Source organism: Rhodococcus sp. P1Y (assembly GCF_003641205.1).
In the GTDB taxonomy this organism is placed as follows: domain Bacteria; phylum Actinomycetota; class Actinomycetes; order Mycobacteriales; family Mycobacteriaceae; genus Rhodococcoides.
Genome location: NZ_CP032762.1, coordinates 2,420,564 through 2,437,225, shown reverse-complemented (window position 1 = coordinate 2,437,225; position 16,662 = coordinate 2,420,564). Strand labels below are relative to the sequence as shown.

16 protein-coding genes are annotated in these 16,662 nt (G+C 60.9%); 5 read left to right on the top strand and 11 right to left on the bottom strand.

Features of this window, described 5'->3' with window-relative positions; all coding sequences use genetic code 11:
* Positions 1-76 precede the first annotated feature (76 nt).
* The 5 genes from D8W71_RS11455 (at position 77) to D8W71_RS11440 (ending at position 3,870) form a co-directional block, all read left to right on the top strand.
* Entirely contained in the window at positions 77-277 is a 201-nt protein-coding gene (locus tag D8W71_RS11455) for an ester cyclase (protein ID WP_121113577.1), read from the top strand.
* A 1-nt stretch (position 278) separates the two neighbouring features.
* Positions 279-1,556 (top strand): serine hydrolase domain-containing protein, encoded by a 1,278-nt coding sequence (locus tag D8W71_RS11450; protein WP_121113575.1) that lies wholly within the window; start codon positions 279-281, stop codon positions 1,554-1,556.
* 402 nt (positions 1,557-1,958) lie between these two features.
* Positions 1,959-2,120: a hypothetical protein gene (locus tag D8W71_RS27355; RefSeq protein ID WP_153275367.1), complete on the top strand. Its 162-nt coding sequence runs from the start codon at positions 1,959-1,961 to the stop codon at positions 2,118-2,120.
* A gap of 1,120 nt (positions 2,121-3,240) precedes the next feature.
* On the top strand, positions 3,241-3,399 hold the full coding sequence (locus D8W71_RS27350; protein ID WP_153275366.1) for a hypothetical protein: 159 nt from the start codon (positions 3,241-3,243) through the stop codon (positions 3,397-3,399).
* A 24-nt stretch (positions 3,400-3,423) separates the two neighbouring features.
* Positions 3,424-3,870, top strand: coding sequence for a VOC family protein (locus tag D8W71_RS11440; RefSeq protein ID WP_121113570.1), 447 nt, complete (start codon positions 3,424-3,426; stop codon positions 3,868-3,870).
* A 399-nt stretch (positions 3,871-4,269) separates the two neighbouring features.
* Here the strand turns inward: D8W71_RS11440 and D8W71_RS11430 are convergent, their stop codons facing one another.
* The 11 genes from D8W71_RS11430 to D8W71_RS11380 all read right to left on the bottom strand — a co-directional run bounded on the left by D8W71_RS11430 (position 4,270) and on the right by D8W71_RS11380 (position 16,322).
* A complete protein-coding gene (locus tag D8W71_RS11430; RefSeq protein ID WP_153275365.1) occupies positions 4,270-4,467 on the bottom strand; it encodes a hypothetical protein in 198 nt (65 codons plus the stop codon).
* A 1,022-nt stretch (positions 4,468-5,489) separates the two neighbouring features.
* On the bottom strand, positions 5,490-6,407 hold the full coding sequence (locus D8W71_RS11425) for an SDR family NAD(P)-dependent oxidoreductase (RefSeq protein ID WP_161965446.1): 918 nt from the start codon (positions 6,405-6,407) through the stop codon (positions 5,490-5,492).
* Positions 6,408-6,443: 36 nt separating this feature from the next.
* Positions 6,444-6,956, bottom strand: a complete 513-nt coding sequence (locus D8W71_RS11420; RefSeq protein WP_121113562.1) for a MaoC/PaaZ C-terminal domain-containing protein — start codon at positions 6,954-6,956, stop codon at positions 6,444-6,446.
* Between the two features lie 72 nt (positions 6,957-7,028).
* Positions 7,029-8,369: an MFS transporter gene (locus D8W71_RS11415; RefSeq protein WP_236077841.1), complete on the bottom strand. Its 1,341-nt coding sequence runs from the start codon at positions 8,367-8,369 to the stop codon at positions 7,029-7,031.
* A gap of 19 nt (positions 8,370-8,388) precedes the next feature.
* Entirely contained in the window at positions 8,389-8,760 is a 372-nt protein-coding gene (locus tag D8W71_RS11410; RefSeq protein WP_121113560.1) for a putative quinol monooxygenase, read from the bottom strand.
* A gap of 103 nt (positions 8,761-8,863) precedes the next feature.
* A complete protein-coding gene (locus tag D8W71_RS11405) occupies positions 8,864-9,694 on the bottom strand; it encodes a mycofactocin-coupled SDR family oxidoreductase (RefSeq protein ID WP_121113558.1) in 831 nt (276 codons plus the stop codon).
* Positions 9,695-9,808: 114 nt separating this feature from the next.
* Positions 9,809-10,663, bottom strand: coding sequence for a mycofactocin-coupled SDR family oxidoreductase (locus D8W71_RS11400; RefSeq protein ID WP_121113556.1), 855 nt, complete (start codon positions 10,661-10,663; stop codon positions 9,809-9,811).
* 374 nt (positions 10,664-11,037) lie between these two features.
* On the bottom strand, positions 11,038-11,787 hold the full coding sequence (locus D8W71_RS11395; RefSeq protein ID WP_121119003.1) for an SDR family NAD(P)-dependent oxidoreductase: 750 nt from the start codon (positions 11,785-11,787) through the stop codon (positions 11,038-11,040).
* Positions 11,788-11,878: 91 nt separating this feature from the next.
* Positions 11,879-13,312 (bottom strand): phenylacetate--CoA ligase family protein, encoded by a 1,434-nt coding sequence (locus tag D8W71_RS11390; protein WP_121113554.1) that lies wholly within the window; start codon positions 13,310-13,312, stop codon positions 11,879-11,881.
* Positions 13,313-13,365: 53 nt separating this feature from the next.
* Positions 13,366-14,292 (bottom strand): MBL fold metallo-hydrolase, encoded by a 927-nt coding sequence (locus D8W71_RS11385; protein WP_121113552.1) that lies wholly within the window; start codon positions 14,290-14,292, stop codon positions 13,366-13,368.
* A gap of 35 nt (positions 14,293-14,327) precedes the next feature.
* Entirely contained in the window at positions 14,328-16,322 is a 1,995-nt protein-coding gene (locus tag D8W71_RS11380) for an oxidoreductase (protein WP_161965445.1), read from the bottom strand.
* Positions 16,323-16,662 lie beyond the last annotated feature (340 nt).

The window sequence follows — 16,662 nt, the reverse complement described above, 5'->3', positions numbered from 1 at the left end:
CTTGTGTACCTATCAGCGATAGATTTACGGTCCGTCGCGCAGCGATGTCGCCGATCGCCGATCGAAAGGAAGTTCAATGCCCGGAGCCGGATTGGACACTCGACCCGAGGATGTGCGCGTGCTCCTGCGGCGCTTCATCGGGGAGGTGATCAACGGGCGTGATCTCGACCGGGCGATAAAAGACATCGTCGCCGAGGACGACCGCATCATGGCGCACTCGACGTGGACCGGAACGCATCGCCGCGAGTTCATGGGTATCCCGGCGACGGGCCACTGAGATGACGAACACGAGAAGTCGAGCCGTCTTCGCGATCGCCGCGGTAGCAGTACTCGCCATGAGCGCATGCACGTCGCAGCAACCGACCACCGGCACACCGACGACGGCGACCGATCCCGACTACGCGGCCCAGCTGCGGAACGCCATCCCGACAGTCATGACTGACAACGCCATCCCGGGCGTCGTCGTCATGGTCCAATCGCCCTCCAAGGGGGACTGGACCTCGACGTTCGGCACGGCTGAGCTCGGCCAGGATGTGCCGATGGCAGTCGATGACTACCTGCGCATCGGCAGCAACACCAAGACCATGACCTCGACCGTTATCCTGCAACTCGTGCAAGAGGGCGCACTCTCACTCGACGACCCGATCTCGAAGTTTCGGCCCGATGTGCCGGGCGGCGACGACATCACCATCGCCGATCTTTCCGAAATGCGCAGCGGGCTCTACAGTTACACCTTCGACCCGGCATTCAATGCCACGCTGGATGCGGAGCCGCAGAAGGCCTGGACGGCGGATGAGTTGCTCGCCATCGCCTTCTCTCACCCGGCCAATGCGGCTCCGAATCAGGTCTTCGACTACAGCAACACCAACATCGTGCTGCTCGGGGTGGTGATCGAACAGCTCACGGGAATGTCGGCCTCGGAGGCGTTCGACAAACGCATCTTCGAACCACTCGACCTCACGCACACTCACCTGCCGGTGCCAGAGGATTCGTCGATTCCCGACACCCATCCGCAGGGCTACCAGTTCGGCACGAACGTCGAGACCATCGACTCGTACGCCGTTCCCGCCGCGCAGTTGCCCGAGGCACTCAATGGAACCCTGAAGCCGCTCGACCAGACGAATGCGAACCCGTCCTGGGCGTGGACGGCCGGCGGCGCCATCTCCACCCCCACCGACCTCGCTGCCTACGTGAAAGCCCTTGTCGGCGGCGGCTTGCTCGACGAGAACACCCAGAAGCTGCGCCTCGACAGCGTGCAACCGATGAGCTCCGGCTCACCGAAGGGCCTCGGCTATGGCCTCGGGATCGCACAGTTCGCACCCGGCATCTTCGGGCATGACGGTCAACTGCCCGGCTTCTCCTCGTTCATGGCGTACAACCTCGACACGGGCGACACCATCATCGTCGGCACGAACCTCTCGGCCTCCCCTGTCGACGGACAGAACGCCGCAGTAGTTATAGCGAAGTCAATCATCGGCACGCTCTACGGATCATCCGACGTACCTGGCGGCTCGGCCGCCACCGCGCCGACGTCGACCTCGGAAGCACCCAAGTGACAACGACACTCTGCAGCAACGCCGAGGCCGGTCCGCGTTCGAGCATGATCGGGCCGTTCGCAGTTCGGGTTGCCTGCCGGTTCGGTAGCGGACAGCCAACAAAATTGTCTGCCTCCCGACATCGCCGACGTCGTCGACGACCTCTGAAACGAATTGACCTCCCCGTAGCGCTGTCAGTCGGGTCTGCGAGTACCGTTGCCGTTCTCGTCAACGGCGCAGGCCCTCTCCCCTGCCTCGGTGCGGGAGTCGGCGACGACGACGAACGCGGCAAAAAAGTCAGCGCGGCGATGTTTCGACAACCCGGTGCGGTGCAATCAACCCAGCGCGGGAGGTACCTCGTTCGAGGAATTCCACGCGCTGAACGTCCGGTGTCCGGTAACGGACTTGTCGCAGGAGAGTCGTATGTCCCGTGTATCTGCATGGTTCGTCGCCATGGTTCTACTACTTGCAGCAGCCGTTGCGGCACTGATCTCGAAAGAGACGGTCCTGGCGTTGGCGTGCCTCGGGCTTGCGCTCTGCATGGCTGGCATGGGAGCTTCCGAGCGCAAGAAGAACCCGCGATAAAGTATCTACCGCACCGTCGAAGGGTCCTACCGGGCACCGCTAGCGGCAGTGACGCGCGGGAACCGACAGTCGAGGCGGTTGCGGACGTCGTCGAGCGCGCGGCGCTTCATTGCCGAGACCCCGGCGTTCCTGCTGGCCACGCTCCAGATCGGTGGCAGTGTTCAACAACTGCACGATCGGTGGCACGGTCATGAGAGCCGGCCCTACCGGCCGTCGAAATCGTGTGCGCGGGCGGCCCGCTCCAAACGCCCGCCAGGCGAGGTGCGCGTGGTCGGCCGGGAAGCCAGGATGGCCCAGTTCTGCTTCGTCGCCCACTGTTCGAGCGTGAAATCGACCCTCGAACTTGCGACACTCTCCTGGCACCGAACACCCGTCGACTTTGCGACTTTATTGCGCGGTTAGCCTCCGCAGTGACGTGCCACCTTGGAGTATTTTCGCTGGCCCTGGTCTGCCGCTCGACACCGCCAGCTAAATCTCATCGCCCAGTGTTCAAGTAGCTTGTGGCATTCGGTGACACTGAACCGAACATTCCGGCCGAAAGTGCTTCCACAGACGCGTCTCCACCAACCCTTTGAATCTGAACACGCCATTTCCGTGACACAGAGTCGAATCCGCTGCTCAACAAGGTCCATGCGCGTTCGTCCAGCACATCGACAACCGCCGAAACCCGCAGTGTTGCAGTCGGTAATGAATCCATATGGACTTACGTGCCCCCAGTCGGACTCGAACCGACACTGTGCGGAGTTTAAGTCCCTAGAAGTGGATTCACCTGAACGAAGCTGGACTCCCGGTCTATTTATTCGCAACGCTTTTCGTGCATCATCGTCCGGGCCAGTCCATGCCCGATCGTACCGACTTGTGACACTCTCGTGACACCAAACTGCCGCCGATTCTCCGACACCGGACAGTCCTGATCGGTGTCGGACAGCCACGGTATCGGGCGGACGGAGAGTGTCCTGGCGCACCGACGCTCCGTGCGGACTCGTGACAACGAGACTTATTCGTCGCGAACCAACATCACCCTCGAGTCAGTCGAAAAGTGCAACGGCGAACCCCACTGCATTGGTCCAACGGCTTGTTGGACAAATGCTGCTCCAGGCGAGGCGTTAGCCATCCGGCGATGATGCTGACAGAGGCGAACTATCGCCGAGTTGCCAACAGCAGACACGATGCCGCCGACCACATCGCGCGAAAACGAGTGCGGAGCGCAGCGGAGCTCGATTCGGTGGACACCGCAGGCGGCGGACTGATCAGAGCCGAACAGAAGCGCAATTCGTGAACATGCCAGGCGTAGGCTCCTGGCATGTCGTTCAGAATCCTTCACTCCGACCACGTCGGCTTCGCCGTCGGTTCCCTCGATGACGCCCTTCGGTTCTGGATCGATGGTCTCGGCGCGGTCCTCGAACGCACCGGTGAGATGGGTGGACAGTTTCTGGGAGAGGTCACCGGAGCGCACGGGGCTGCAGTCCGGATGGCGGTGGTATCCGTCGCGGGTCAGACGATCGAACTGCTGGAATATCGCAACGTCCAGGAAGAGCAGGGATACTCTCGACCCCACGATCCTGGTTTCGCGCATCTTGCCTTCGAGGTCGACAACATCGACGCGGTCCTGACGCGAATCGCGGACTTCGGGTGGACGGCGCAGGGAACTCCTCAACGTATTGCCGGCGGGGCAAAGGTGGGCACCCGCGTGATGTACGCGGTGGGTCCACACGGAGAGACGATCGAATTCATGGAGCCACCGCAGTGACACGATTACTGGCCTCTTGGGCGTGATTGCGTTGAGCGACAGCCTGTTCCCATCCCTGCCGCTGCTGTTAGTACATCGCCTGCGCTTGCTCCACAGCTGCGACATGGCGCTTTCGTCCCCCCAGTAGAGAGCCGAGACCCTCGGGTGCCGTTGGTTCGACGTAGACCGGCCCCGGCGGGAGCGGTAGAGGTAGAGGCGGGGTTGTCGGAGTAGTCAGATCCGGTCGATCGAACGGCGGATGCTCGATCCTCTGCCGCAAAGCGTCCAGGTCGACGTAATCGCCCACGTCCCGTGTGGCCGCCAGAATGCCATCGATCGCCTCGTACTTTCCGCCAAGGCGGCGTTGCGCACCTCGACCTCAGCGAGTTGAGCCTCCACGGTGCAAGCGGGCGCGTTCTTTCACCGCCGCTGCCGAAGCTTTATTCGCCGCGCGGTCAGCAGAGGCGCAGCGCGCTCCCAATCGCGCCGAGCCTTCTCCGACAACCGCACCGCGCGAGCAGTCGCCTGCGCGTGGGCCCGTGCTTGCTGGCGGTCACGTTGTTCGCGTAGCCGGTTCTGGTGCTGCATCTCCGCGAAAAAACCTCGACGCTTCGCCACCCATGCCACCTCCGTTTTGATCGTCGCGAGTACCTGCACTGTAACGACCCATCCAGACAAATCCGGTGCCCTTCGACGTCGTCCGGCGGCCCCTTCATCTACTCGAATGACACTTACGGATGACATGGCCGCGACGGATCGAGTTACCGGCAAAGCCAGTTACATGGACGGATGGACTCGTGCCGCACGCGTCCAGTTCGTGATGACTTATGACATTGGGTGACACCGAGCCATGACACTCGTGGCGTTGCCTACTCATACGAAAGCGCACTGAGCAGCACAGACTCGGCCGAACGCACGATTTCTGTGACAACGAACAGAATCCGCTGCTCCACGAGGTCCATACACATCCGCTAGCGTCCACCCAAAACACCGACGCTCATCGAAATATGCTGTGCCGCAATCGAGAATGGATCCACATGGACCGTGGTGCCCCCAGTCGGACTCGAACCGACACTGTGCGGATTTTAAGTCCCTAGAAATGGATCTACGTGAACTCTACTGGACTCGATATTCGTTTGTTTGCAACAGTTTTCGTTCATCACCGTCCGAACGAGTCCATGCCCGAACGTACCGACTTGTGACACTCTCGTGACACCGAACTGCCGCCGATCCTCCGACACCGGACAGTCCTGATCGGTGTCGGACAGCCACGGTATTGGGTGGACGGAGACCGTCCTGGCGCACCGACGCTCTGTGCGGACTCGTGACAAGGAGACTTATTCGTCGCGAACCCATATCGCCCCTAATTCAGTCGAAAAGTGCAACGGCGAACCCCACCGCATTGGTCCAACGGATTGTTGGACGTGCTCCTCCGGGCGAGGCGTTAGCCATCGGCGATGATGCTGACGGAAGCGAACAATTGCCGAGTTGCCATCAACAGACACGACCCCGCCGACGACATCGCGCGGAAACGGCAGTTACCGCACCGTCAAGGAATGGTTGACGCATGCCGTTACCGCCGCGGCGGGCCGATACGTAAGCAGTCTGGCTACCGCTTCATCGGCACGTGCCATGCGAGATCACGTGGATGTCGGCGAGGGGAGAGTGGCGCTTGCCCTTCGGCCCATCGTGGGCCAGTGGTCGACCGTGGACATCTCGGCCATGCCGGGGGCATAGGCAGCAACGTCTTCGGGTCTGGCCCGGCCGGCGCCGCCTGAGGTATACGCACCTCCGTCGATGCCTAGGTTCAACCCTGTGACCCATGAGGCCTCATCCGAGGCTAGGTACACCGCAGCGCTAGCGACATCTTCAGGTTCTCCGAGTCGCGGAATCAGGTTCGGCGTCAGTGTGACTCGGCGTTGTTCCGTACCGTGTGTGCCGTAGAACAGCAGGCCGTTCGGGGTTGCCACACAACCGGGAGAAATGGTGTTGACTCGAATATTGGCGTTCGCCAGTTCGTTGGTGAGGCAGCTGGCAAGACGGATGACACCGGCCTTGGCTACCGAATAGGCCTGGATGATAGGGAGGTTGGCCGGATAGCCGGTTCCGATGTTCGCTCCTGCTATCGAACCCATGAAAATGATGCTTCCACCACCACGTGCACGTAGATGCGGGATCGTGTGCTTGGTGACCAAGAAGGGCACCGTCAGGGTGTGATCGAGGGTGAATTGCCAGTCGGCGAGGCTCGAGTCTTCGACTGACCCCAGTCTCAGTTGCATTGCGCTGTTGTGCAGAATGTCGATGCCGCCGAATGTGTCGGTGGCAAATTCGGCTAGTGCGTGTGCGTCGTCTTCGTTGGTGAGGTCGATCGAGTGCAGTGATTCCATTCGACCGCCCGCTGCGCGCACGATCTCGAGTGTTTCCTGCGCAGCGTCGGCATCGATATCGCATCCAACGATCGACGCGCCCTCCGCTGCAAAACGTAACGCGACCTGGCGCGCCATTCCGCGGCCGGTGCCTGTGATTACTGCAACCTTGCCTTGCAATCGACCAGTCATCGTGGTCCTTTCATTCATCGAAGTCGAGTTCGGGGGTTACGGTGTTCGTCCGTCGAATGTTTGCGGGTGGGTCTTGCTGAGTCCGTGTGGGCGGCGACGGACGTAGACATCCATTTCGAGGGTCAATACGGGTCGTCCGTGTTCGGTCCCGAGTACTCCGTCGAGCGTGACTCTTCCCCATCGAGGGTGGTCATTGCCTACCTTCGTGATGGTCATCGACCCACGGAGGTGGGTTCCAGCCCGAACGGGTGCGAGGAATTGCACGTCGCGCAGGGCTCGACCGGCCACGATGTGCCAGCGTGCGAAAACAGCACTCACAGCCAGCCTCTGGAAGACCGCGAGTGTGTGCACGCCACTTGCGATGATCGATCCGAAGTGACTGCTGCTCGCGAGGGCGCCGTCGGTGTGGATATCAAGCGGATCCCAGTGAGAAGCAAAGTCGGTGATCTCCGTAGCGGAAACAAGATAGTCGCCGAGATCGTAGTCGGACTTCGCCGCAAGGTCCTCGACAAATTTGTGGTCGTCGTGGTGGGAATGGAGGTGTGTCATACGGATGTCTCAGGTCGCCAGATCGAGTTGGGCTCCGCCTCGAATCGCGCGTGGTGGCCGGTCACTGGTGCCTCACGCAATTTCAGTATGCCGCGACGGCTCGACGCTGGGTGCGGACTTCGACCGGGTTGCCCGGAGTAGTCCGTACGAACAGACGCCCGCGATGGCGAGAGGGACGAGGACGGCGATGTACAGGTCTTTGGGCGACATGAAGCCGATCGCGTATCCACCGAGAATCGGCGACACGATCGAGCCCACACGTGCGACACCGAGCATCGTTCCGAATCCTTTGGCCCGAACCTGGATCGGATAGACAGTGGTAGCGATCGCGGTGAAGGCGGTGAGAGAAACAAATACGAACAGCCCGAGCAGTAAGGCCATGGCCAACGCGATGGCCCCTTGAAGGGTCAGTGCGAACGCAATCAGGGCCGCGGATCCGAGCACCATCGATACCCACGAGATTTGAGCAGACGGCCGTCGAAGGCCGACTATCCCGTACAGAATTGCGCCGATCATTGTTCCGACCGACAGCATAATTCCTACCAGGGCCCCGCTTGCGGCGTCGCCGGTTTCGTTCTTGATGATTTGAGGCGTCCACGAGCCGATGAAATAAAATGCGGCCGTGCAGAAGCCGTAGCCGAACCACAACAACAGAGTCGTGGTCTTCAGTCCGGGCCCGAGCAGTTTGGTGTTCGGTCCACTGTCGGTCGCGCCGACCGGGATATCGCTGTCGCGCGGAATGCCTTCTTCCAGATTGACCCTCGCGGACAATGCGTCGGCCAGTTCCTGAGCGGTGTCGTCCGAAGTACCCCGAAGATATTCGACGGTTTCCGGGATCAGGGTGACGACGACCACGGTCACGAGCGCACTGAGTCCGAAGCCCAGCCAGAACAGACCCTTCCAACCGCCTGCCGCCTCGATCACCGATGCGCCTGCCAGCCCTGCCACGAAGGTGCCCAGCGGGTATCCGAAGAGTACGACGCCAACCGAAAGACTTCGGCGTGAGGGAGGTGACATCTCTTGCGCGACCACCATCGAGATGGCGCCGAGGACACCGATAGCCACACCGGTTACGAACCGAGATGCGATCAACACCGAGTAGTTGGGCGCTATCGAGGACACCAGAAGTCCGGCGGTGTTGAGGACCAGTGCACCGATCAAGATCGGTCGACGACCGTGAACGTCTGCCAGTCGGGCCAGAAAGAAGGCACCGACGCCGATACCGAAGAGGGCTGCACTGACCAGGTATCCCTTCGCGGCAGATGTTGCATACCCGTCAGGGATGTGTGGGAGGGCGTAGCCCATGACGAACAGGTCATAGCCGTCGAGTAAGTTGACCAACGAGCAGACGGCTACGATCAGAACTTGGTATGGCGTCATGGCCGTCATGACTTGAATTCGGTTGCGATTCACAATATCTCCTATCGATCAGCTAGGTAGTTGACGTCGATGCTCGATCATGATCGGCGTGTGTCGGGCGTAGGAGCTCGAGGGCGGTGATCTCCAGCTCCGCTTGCAACAAGGCATCGCTGTCGGCGAAGAATGCCTTCATGTACGGCTGCTCGAGGTGTTCTCGAATGGCGGCGCCGTGCGCATAGAGTTCGTAGAACGCGATGCAGTCGGGACGTGTTGTGTCGTGGTGTATTTCGTAGACCAGGATTCCTGGCTCTGCGCGGCTCGGTTCTCCGAGAGCGAGCATGCGCTCCAGGAGAACGTGCCGAGCGCCTTCTTTTGCCTGCGCGTAACCGTAGAACGCGACGGGACCTTCGCTGGACAGTAGTTCGGCGTCGACGATATCTGACACAGTTTGCCTTTCGTTCGGACGCAGCGGCTACACAAGCCGGTGTGGTGTTTGCAAATGTTCTGCGGGACAGAAATTTCGAGATCAATCAGGTGTCGGTTCATGCCTACAGAAGTGGGTAGCCGGCGGTTACCTCCAGTTGGGTACCGGTCACGTAGCGACCACTCTCCCCGACGAGGTACAGCACTGCGCGGGAGATATCGGCCGGATCCACCCAGGGTGTGTCGAGTGCTGCAAGTGTCTTGAACACAGGTTCCACGCTGCCGCGGTTCGGTTGGTCGACGTCGGGCGCGAAGAGGTCGTAGATCATCGAGTTTTGAATCATCGGCGTGTCGCAATTGGTCGGATGAATGACGTTCACTCTGATTTGATGACGCGCTAGTTCTTTCGCTAGAGCTTTGGCCACGCCGACGACACCGTGTTTGGAGGCGATGTAGTGAACCATCGATTCGACGGGCGTAAGTGTGCTGGCCGACCCGACGAAGACCATCGAGCCGCCTCGGCGTCCGTCGAGGATGTACTTCATTGCTGCTTGCGCGGAGAAGAACGCGCCCGACAAGTTGGTGCCGATCACCGTGTTCCACTGCTCGGGTGTGATTTCTGCCGCCGGGGTGATTTCGCAAACTCCGGCGTTGAGTACGGCGATGTCCAAGCGTCCGAGTTCCGCCACCGCCTTGTCGAGATGTTCCGCGATCGCGGCAGGATCACGAACGTCGCACTCGATGCGGTAGGCACGGCGGTCGTGTTTCTCGATAAGGGCGACGGTCTCGTCGAGGTCCTCAGACGTTGCTGTGGGGTATGGGACGGTGTCGACTTGATTGCAAATGTCGAGCACGATGACATCTGCTCCTGCTTCCGCGAGGAATGCGGCGTGTGATCGGCCCTGTCCCCGTGCAGAACCGGTGACGAATGCGACCTTACCTGTCAGATCGTGCATTTTTTCTCCTTGCGTGAATGGGTCTCGGTGACTGATTCGAATCGACTGGTCATGGGATAGCCCGTCTCGCGTGCGATGTCGTACGACCCCGGTGGCAGCTGGCGTTTTGCCGGGTCAGGCGATGTTGTTGGCTGTCAGCCCGGCCGACACGTGCAAAACCTCGCCGGTGACCATTCGTGCGTCGTTGGACAGCAAGTAGAGGTACGCGTTCGAGACGTCCTGCCAGTCGACTCCGGGGACATCGAGTGTGTGCATGAACTTCATGCGTTCGATCATCTGCTCGCGGGTGGGGTTTTCGATGTCCGGGCAGAAGAGTTTGTACGCCTCGGGGTTGTTGTTCATCGACGGTAGATCGCCTGAGTTGATGTTGGTCGGGGCGACGCAGTTTGCTCGAATGCCGTATTCGCCGTATTCGACGGCCAGGGTTTTCATCAGTCCGATGACGGCCCATTTCGAGGCGCCGTAGTCGGAGATGTTCGGGTATGCGGCACGTCCTGCGGTCGATGAGGTGATGACGATGTTGCCAGTGCGCCTCTCGACCATGTGCGGCAACACGGCTCGGCACACGTTGTATACGCCAGTCAGATTGGTGTCGATGACCGTGCGCCACTGTTCCGGTGAGATATCGGCGAGCTTGCCGAATTGCAGAATGATGCCGGCGCTGCTGACAAGATGATCGATTTTTCCGAGTTCGTCGATGCTGCGCTGGGCAGCATCGACCATCTCGTCGGCGGAGCGGACATCGGCGACAATAGTGATGCATCGACGGCCCGCGTCGGTAACGAGCTTGCGAGTGTGCTGGAGTTCTTCTTCGGAGCCTCCGGGGTAGTTCTGTCCCGGTACGTCGGCCACACAGTTGTCGACCAGCGCTATGTCTGCGCCCTCTCTGGCAAGGGTGATGGCATGAGAGCGCCCTGATCCTTTAGCCCCGCCGGTGATCAGTGCGACTGTTCCGTCGAGTTTGCCCATGATTCGATTCGCCCGTTCCCAAGAATGTGTGATGTGGTTCCCGTTCGACAAGCATTGCGCCGATCACCAGATGGCCTGGTCTGGGCGATGTCGGTCGGGATGGACTGGCGAGAAGTCGACTGGATGCTCCGGAGGAAGGCGCTCATCAGCCAGACTTATCGGTCGGAATATCGACTCTCCGGTTAACAAGCTAGCGCGGTCGGCCCTATGTGTCAATGGTCACAACATCACCAGATGCGGAGAATGGTGGCGAAACGAGCGTTCGCCGACGATCAGTGCAACGAAATACGCCGGGCGAATCCCTGCACGCGAATAGTTCTGTCACGTAGAGGGATTCGCCCGGCGTCTTGTTCGCCCGGATCCGACGGGGTGCCTCAGGTGGCGGACATACCGCCGTCGACGAGAACAGTTTGACCAGTTACATACCCAGCGGCTGGCGATGCCAGCCAAATAGCGGTCGCCGCTAGTTCTTCGGCTCTTCCGGCGCGTCCGAGCAGGAACCTGGGTTCGAGCGTGTCGGAGATGTAGTTCGGTGCGTACGACTCCGTCATCTCGGTTTCGAAGAAGCCCGGTGCAAGCGAGTTCACCCTGATGCCCGGGTTTCGCCCCCACTGTGCCGCAAGATCGCGTGTGAGACCGACCAAGCCTGCTTTGCTGGCCGAGTATGCGGCCTGAGGCAGGCCTGCGGTCGTGAACGCCAGCACACTCGAAATGTTGATAATCGAGCTGCCCTGTTTCATGACAGCAGCGGATGCTTGCGCAAGCCAGAAGCTACCACCGAGGTTGACGTCCACCACGGATCTGAAGGCTGCAGGATCCTCTCGCGTCGCAGGGACTGCACTGGCCAATCCGGCGTTGTTGACAAGTGTGTCCACTCGCCCGAACTTGCGCATCGCCGCGTCGATCACTTCGCGGCACTGCCGAGGATCGCCGACATCAGCGCTGTGTACCAACGCTTCTCGGCCCAGAGCGCGGACTGCATGGGCTGTGGATTCGAGTCGATCGGTTCGGCGTGCTGCGAGCACTACGTTGGCGCCGGCGCTGGCGAAGGCCTTCGCCAGAGACACTCCTAGTCCTGCGGAGGCGCCGGTGACGATCGCGACCCGGCCGTCGAGCCTGAACATGCCCGAGATGGCATCGGCGGTGGTCGATGAAGCGTGGTCGAGCATGCAGCTTCCTTCCCGTGAGGCTCCGGACGGAGGACCGATGGATGAATCACACTGCTGCAGCGGGCTCACCGCGCCGATCGAGGAGGCGTTTGACCTTACCTTCGCCGCCTAGTCCGGTCTGCGGTGCCAATGATCCCGCTGCGACGATCGTGACGTCGACGGAGACACCGAAGGTCGACTTCAGTCGTTGCTTCATGTCTTCCTGCAATGCGTGCGAGTCGTCCTCGCGCGCTTGTTCGATCAGCACCGTCATGCGTTCGCGCGAGCCGAGTCCTTCGCCGACGTTTTCCACCACACACAGGAATTCGCCTGTCGAGCGTGCGTCACCTTGGACAACGTCTTGTGCTGATCGCGGGTAGACGCTTGTCGCTCGGAGCTTGACCATCTCGTCGAGGCGGCCGAGGAACCCGGACAGCTTGGTGGTGCGCGCGCCGCATGAGCAGACTGTTCGCTCGGTGCTGCGCATGCGATCTTTGAGGTCGTACCTGATGATGGGTGGGACCGAGCGATGCAGGCTTGTGACGACGATGTCCCCGTCGTGTCCCGGGCCGAGGATGCGCCCGGTTTCGCTATCGGCGATTTCGATCAGTGCGGTGTCGTCGTTGACGTGCAAGCCGTTCTGGGCGACGCATTCGTACCCGATGAGGCCCACCTCGTGGGTGCCGTAGTTGTCGTACACGGGAACGCCCCAGGCCTCTTCGAGGAGCCTGCGTAGGTGTCCTTCTGTGTCGACGCCGAGATATGTGTGAATGAACCGGGTGGACAGATCCTTTCTCAAGTCGATTCCTGAGCGTTCGGCTTCCTGCGCGAGGATCTTGAGGTACTCGCCGAAGGCGACCCACCCTCTCGTCCCCCACTCTTTCGCCAGTTCTAGCTGTCGTCTGGAGCTGGTGACGGCCCCGGATCCTGTGGTCAACGGAATCATCCCGCACCAATTCATCGCTGCTGTGGACGAACACCAGGCAGTGTTGGCGAGGCTGTTGGTGAGCGTGATCTGCAGGATGTCGCCGACCTCGCCGCCCTGCGCGACGAACGCACGCGCGAATTGGATGGCCTGGACTTCCCACGCGATCGGATCGAACAGGGTCGGTCTGGGCAAGCCCGAAGTACCGCCGCTGGACTGAATCTTCAGCGGTGTCCGCATTGCATCGAACGCGAAATTCTGATGGTCGCCGAACGGAGGGTGCGCTTCGATCGATTGCTTGATGTCCTCGCTGGTGAAAGTCGGGATCTTCTCGAGATCGTCCATTCCTCGAATGTCTGAGGGCTCGAGTCCCGCCGCCGCCCATCGGTCTCTGTAGAAAGGAATCTTCCACGCATCGGCGATACGATCCAAGAATCGGGCATTCTGGATCTGCCGCATCTCGTCGTCGGAGCGTGCTGCCATCACGGAATCGAACAGCGGCGGAGGTGGGAAGTCCTCGGTAAGTTTACGCCAGTCGATACTCGACCAGTAGTAGGGGATTTCAGTCTTGGACATCGTGCTCCTGTGACGATAGAGGTGTTTCGTAGTGCAATTGGTTGGGGCGAATGCTAGATCGCGGCGAACTTGTATGCGTCGCCATCGCTGACGATCCGGCCGACGCTGTGCCCGGCGAAGTGAGTACCGAACACGACCACGTCAGTGTCGGCTACCGAGTCCATGAATTCCACGCGCCGCTCGGAGGACAGTTCGCGGTTCCAGTCACCGCGTGAACTCCAGGTCGGGCGCGCAGCTTGAATGGGGTGGTGAACGAAATCGCCTGTGATGAAGCCGGTCTGACCGCCAGATTCGATGGTCAGGCTCGAGTGGGACTTCGTGTGCCCCGGCGTGGAGGTGTAACGGACACCCTCGCAGATAGTGTGATTCTGCGGCACCAGATCCACAAGGCCCGCGTCGACGCATGGCTGCAACGACTGCTCGAACACCAGTGAGGTCTGTTTGTGAATGTCGGGGTCGGCGCCGTTGTAGGTGACCGCGTGCCCCAAGTCCTCTGTCACGGAGGCACCGTGCGTCAGACTCTTGTGGTACTCGAACTCGTCTTCGACGAACGTATATCTGGCGTTGGGAAATGTCGGTACCCACCGGTCGCCGTCGAGAACGGTGTTCCACCCCACGTGGTCGAGGTGTAGGTGAGTAATCGCCACGTAGTCGATCTGTTCGGGCTTGTATCCGGCGTCGGCGAGCCGATCGAGGTACGGGGTGTCGAGCCCGCCCCACGCGGGGATGAGCGGAAGGTCCTTGTGGTTGCCGCACGCGGTGTCCACGATCACCACCGACGATCCGGTGTCGACCACGAAAGAGTGTACGCTCCACAGCGTTTGCCCTTGGGACGTTGCGTAATCGGGATACAACCACGGTACGGACTTGACTGCATCCGGGGTTGCCTCCGCGATCAAGCCATCGAGTTCACCGACTGCGACGGCGAACTCGTTGATCTGGCTGACTTTGATGTCGCCGATGTTCCAGCTTTGCGTCATGAATGTCTCCTCCTTGTCGTTCCAGGTTCGTGGCGTCAGACGCCGCGTCCCGCCATTTCACCTTCGTAGATCGCCTCGTCGACCCGACGTGGCGCCAAGCAATCACCGATGACGGTGACATCGAATCGTTCTTGCAGGGGCGGAAGCAGCGCGGTTCGAGCGTCGCGGAGCATGACCGTCACCACCGAGTCGGCAGGAATGGTTCGTGACGCCCCGTCCCAGATGCGGCTCACCACGACACCGTCCGACTTCACCTCGGCCACGATGTGTTGGGGCGTCAGGGTGACCCCGAGCGCGTACAGGCGGGGGTACAGGTGCCCGACGTCGAGATTGAACAAGGTGTTGTCACCGAGGAATAGCTTCGAGGAAACCACTTCGACGTTTTTCCCCGCTGTCGCGAGAAGTTCGGCGAGTCCGAGCGCTGTGTACTCGCCCGTGTCGTCGACGATAACGACGTTGTCTCCGCAGGCATCCGGATCGTCGATCGCTTGAATCGGGTCGAGTACGCGAATGTTCTCCAGTCCTGGAATGGACGGGCGGGCAGCGATAGTGGCCGAAAAGCCGTCGACGCGCCACGTCGAGCCGGTGGCGAGGATGACGTGGTCGGGTTCGAGTGCGTTCACGGTGTGGATGTCTGCGGCGGTGTTGAGCCGGATGTCGACCTTGTATTTGTCGAGCATCTTCTCCATGTCGTGCACCATCACCGACCACCTGCCCCGAGTTGTCAGTCTGGCTGCTGATCGAAGTTGTCCTCCGAGTGCGCCGGACTGCTCGAGGAGTACGACATCGTGCCCGCGTGATGCTGCCACCTCCGCGGCCCGCATCCCTGCGGGCCCGCCGCCGATGACGAGAACCCGTCGTGGGTCGGTTGCCATCGCGAGAGTGCCGCTGCCCAGGCTCTTCTCTCGTCCAGCGGCAGGGTTCTGCGTGCAGGTGAGCTCCCACCCTTTGGACATGCGTCCTATGCAACCCTGGTTTGCGCGTACACAGTGGCGGATCTCGTCTTCTCGCCCGGTCAGCGCTTTCTGCACCAGATGCGGGTCGGCGATGTGCGCTCTGGTCATGGCGACCAGATCTGCCTTCCCCGAGGTGACGATCTCGTCGGCGACTGACAGTTCGGTGATTCCGTTCGCTGTCACCACTGGTAGATCGCCTACAACGGCCTTCGCCAAGGCCGCCAGTTCCACCAGTTGAGGACCGGGCATGCTCATCGGTGAGACGACGCGGTCGAAGGTCGAGGCATTGCCTGCGCTGATACTGAAATAGTCGAACAATCCCGAATCGGCCAGGTTCCGAGCGATCTCCACGCCTTCGTTTTCGTCGATTCCGCCGGGGGTGTACTCGGTGAGCGACAGGCGCACGCCGACCGCGAAGTCCGGCCCGCATTCGCGGCGAACTGCTTCGGCGCATTCCCGTACGATTCGACAGCGATTTTCGGTGCTTCCGCCGTACTCGTCGGTGCGTCGGTTTGTCAGCGGGGACAGGAAGCTACACAACAGGTATCCGTGTGCGGCGTGTACTTCCGCTCCGTCGATCCCGGCGATCTTGGCGTTCCTGGCGCTGCGGCCGAATCCAGCGATCAGCTGTTCGATGTCGTTGTGCGACATCGCCTTGCCGATCTCACCGTAGGTCGTAGAGGGCAGTCCAGACGGGCTCCACAGTGCTCGCCAGTTCTCCAGGAACATGCCGTTGTAGTCCTCGACACCGAAGTGCGAGAGGTCGACGAAGATTTTGGCGCCGTGCCGATGGACCGCTTTTGCCAGGCGCTCGTACACCGGAATGACCTCGGTCTTCCATCCCTGGTGCGTGCGGTATCCGAGGCCGCGGCTGGTGCTGTGCACCGCTTGCGCCTCGGTGAGGATCAAGCCGGCACCTCCTTTAGCGCGTTCTTCGTAGTAATCGACGCTCTGCTGGGTCATCAGATTGTCTTTGTCGCCGTACATCAACGCATGTGCGGTGACCACGATGCGGTTCTTGACGCTGACCGGGCCCAGTTCGATGGGCTGCCACAGCGCAGAGTGCTTGGTCATGTTGTTCCTCGTCTCGTCACGGTTCGACTGACAAAACCCGGGGGCTGACCGGGGAGTCGAAAACCCAACCGATGGTTCGTGTTCGATCATGGCGCAGGTCACACAGGAATGTCAACAGGTCCGTCTTTGGTTCGCCCTGTTCGGGCGCCGGTGCCTGCAATGTCCGCAATGCGTTCTGGCGCATCGCCGAGCACTCTCGACGCGGCGCACATTGGATAGCGGATCGGCGGACGACAGCAAGGCGCCGGTTCGAATCGTCTACTTCCGTGATCGAACGTTCCGATGATTGATTTGGGTGTGAACAGCTGCGTCTGAGCAGCTTCTTTCCGGGCTTCGCTCG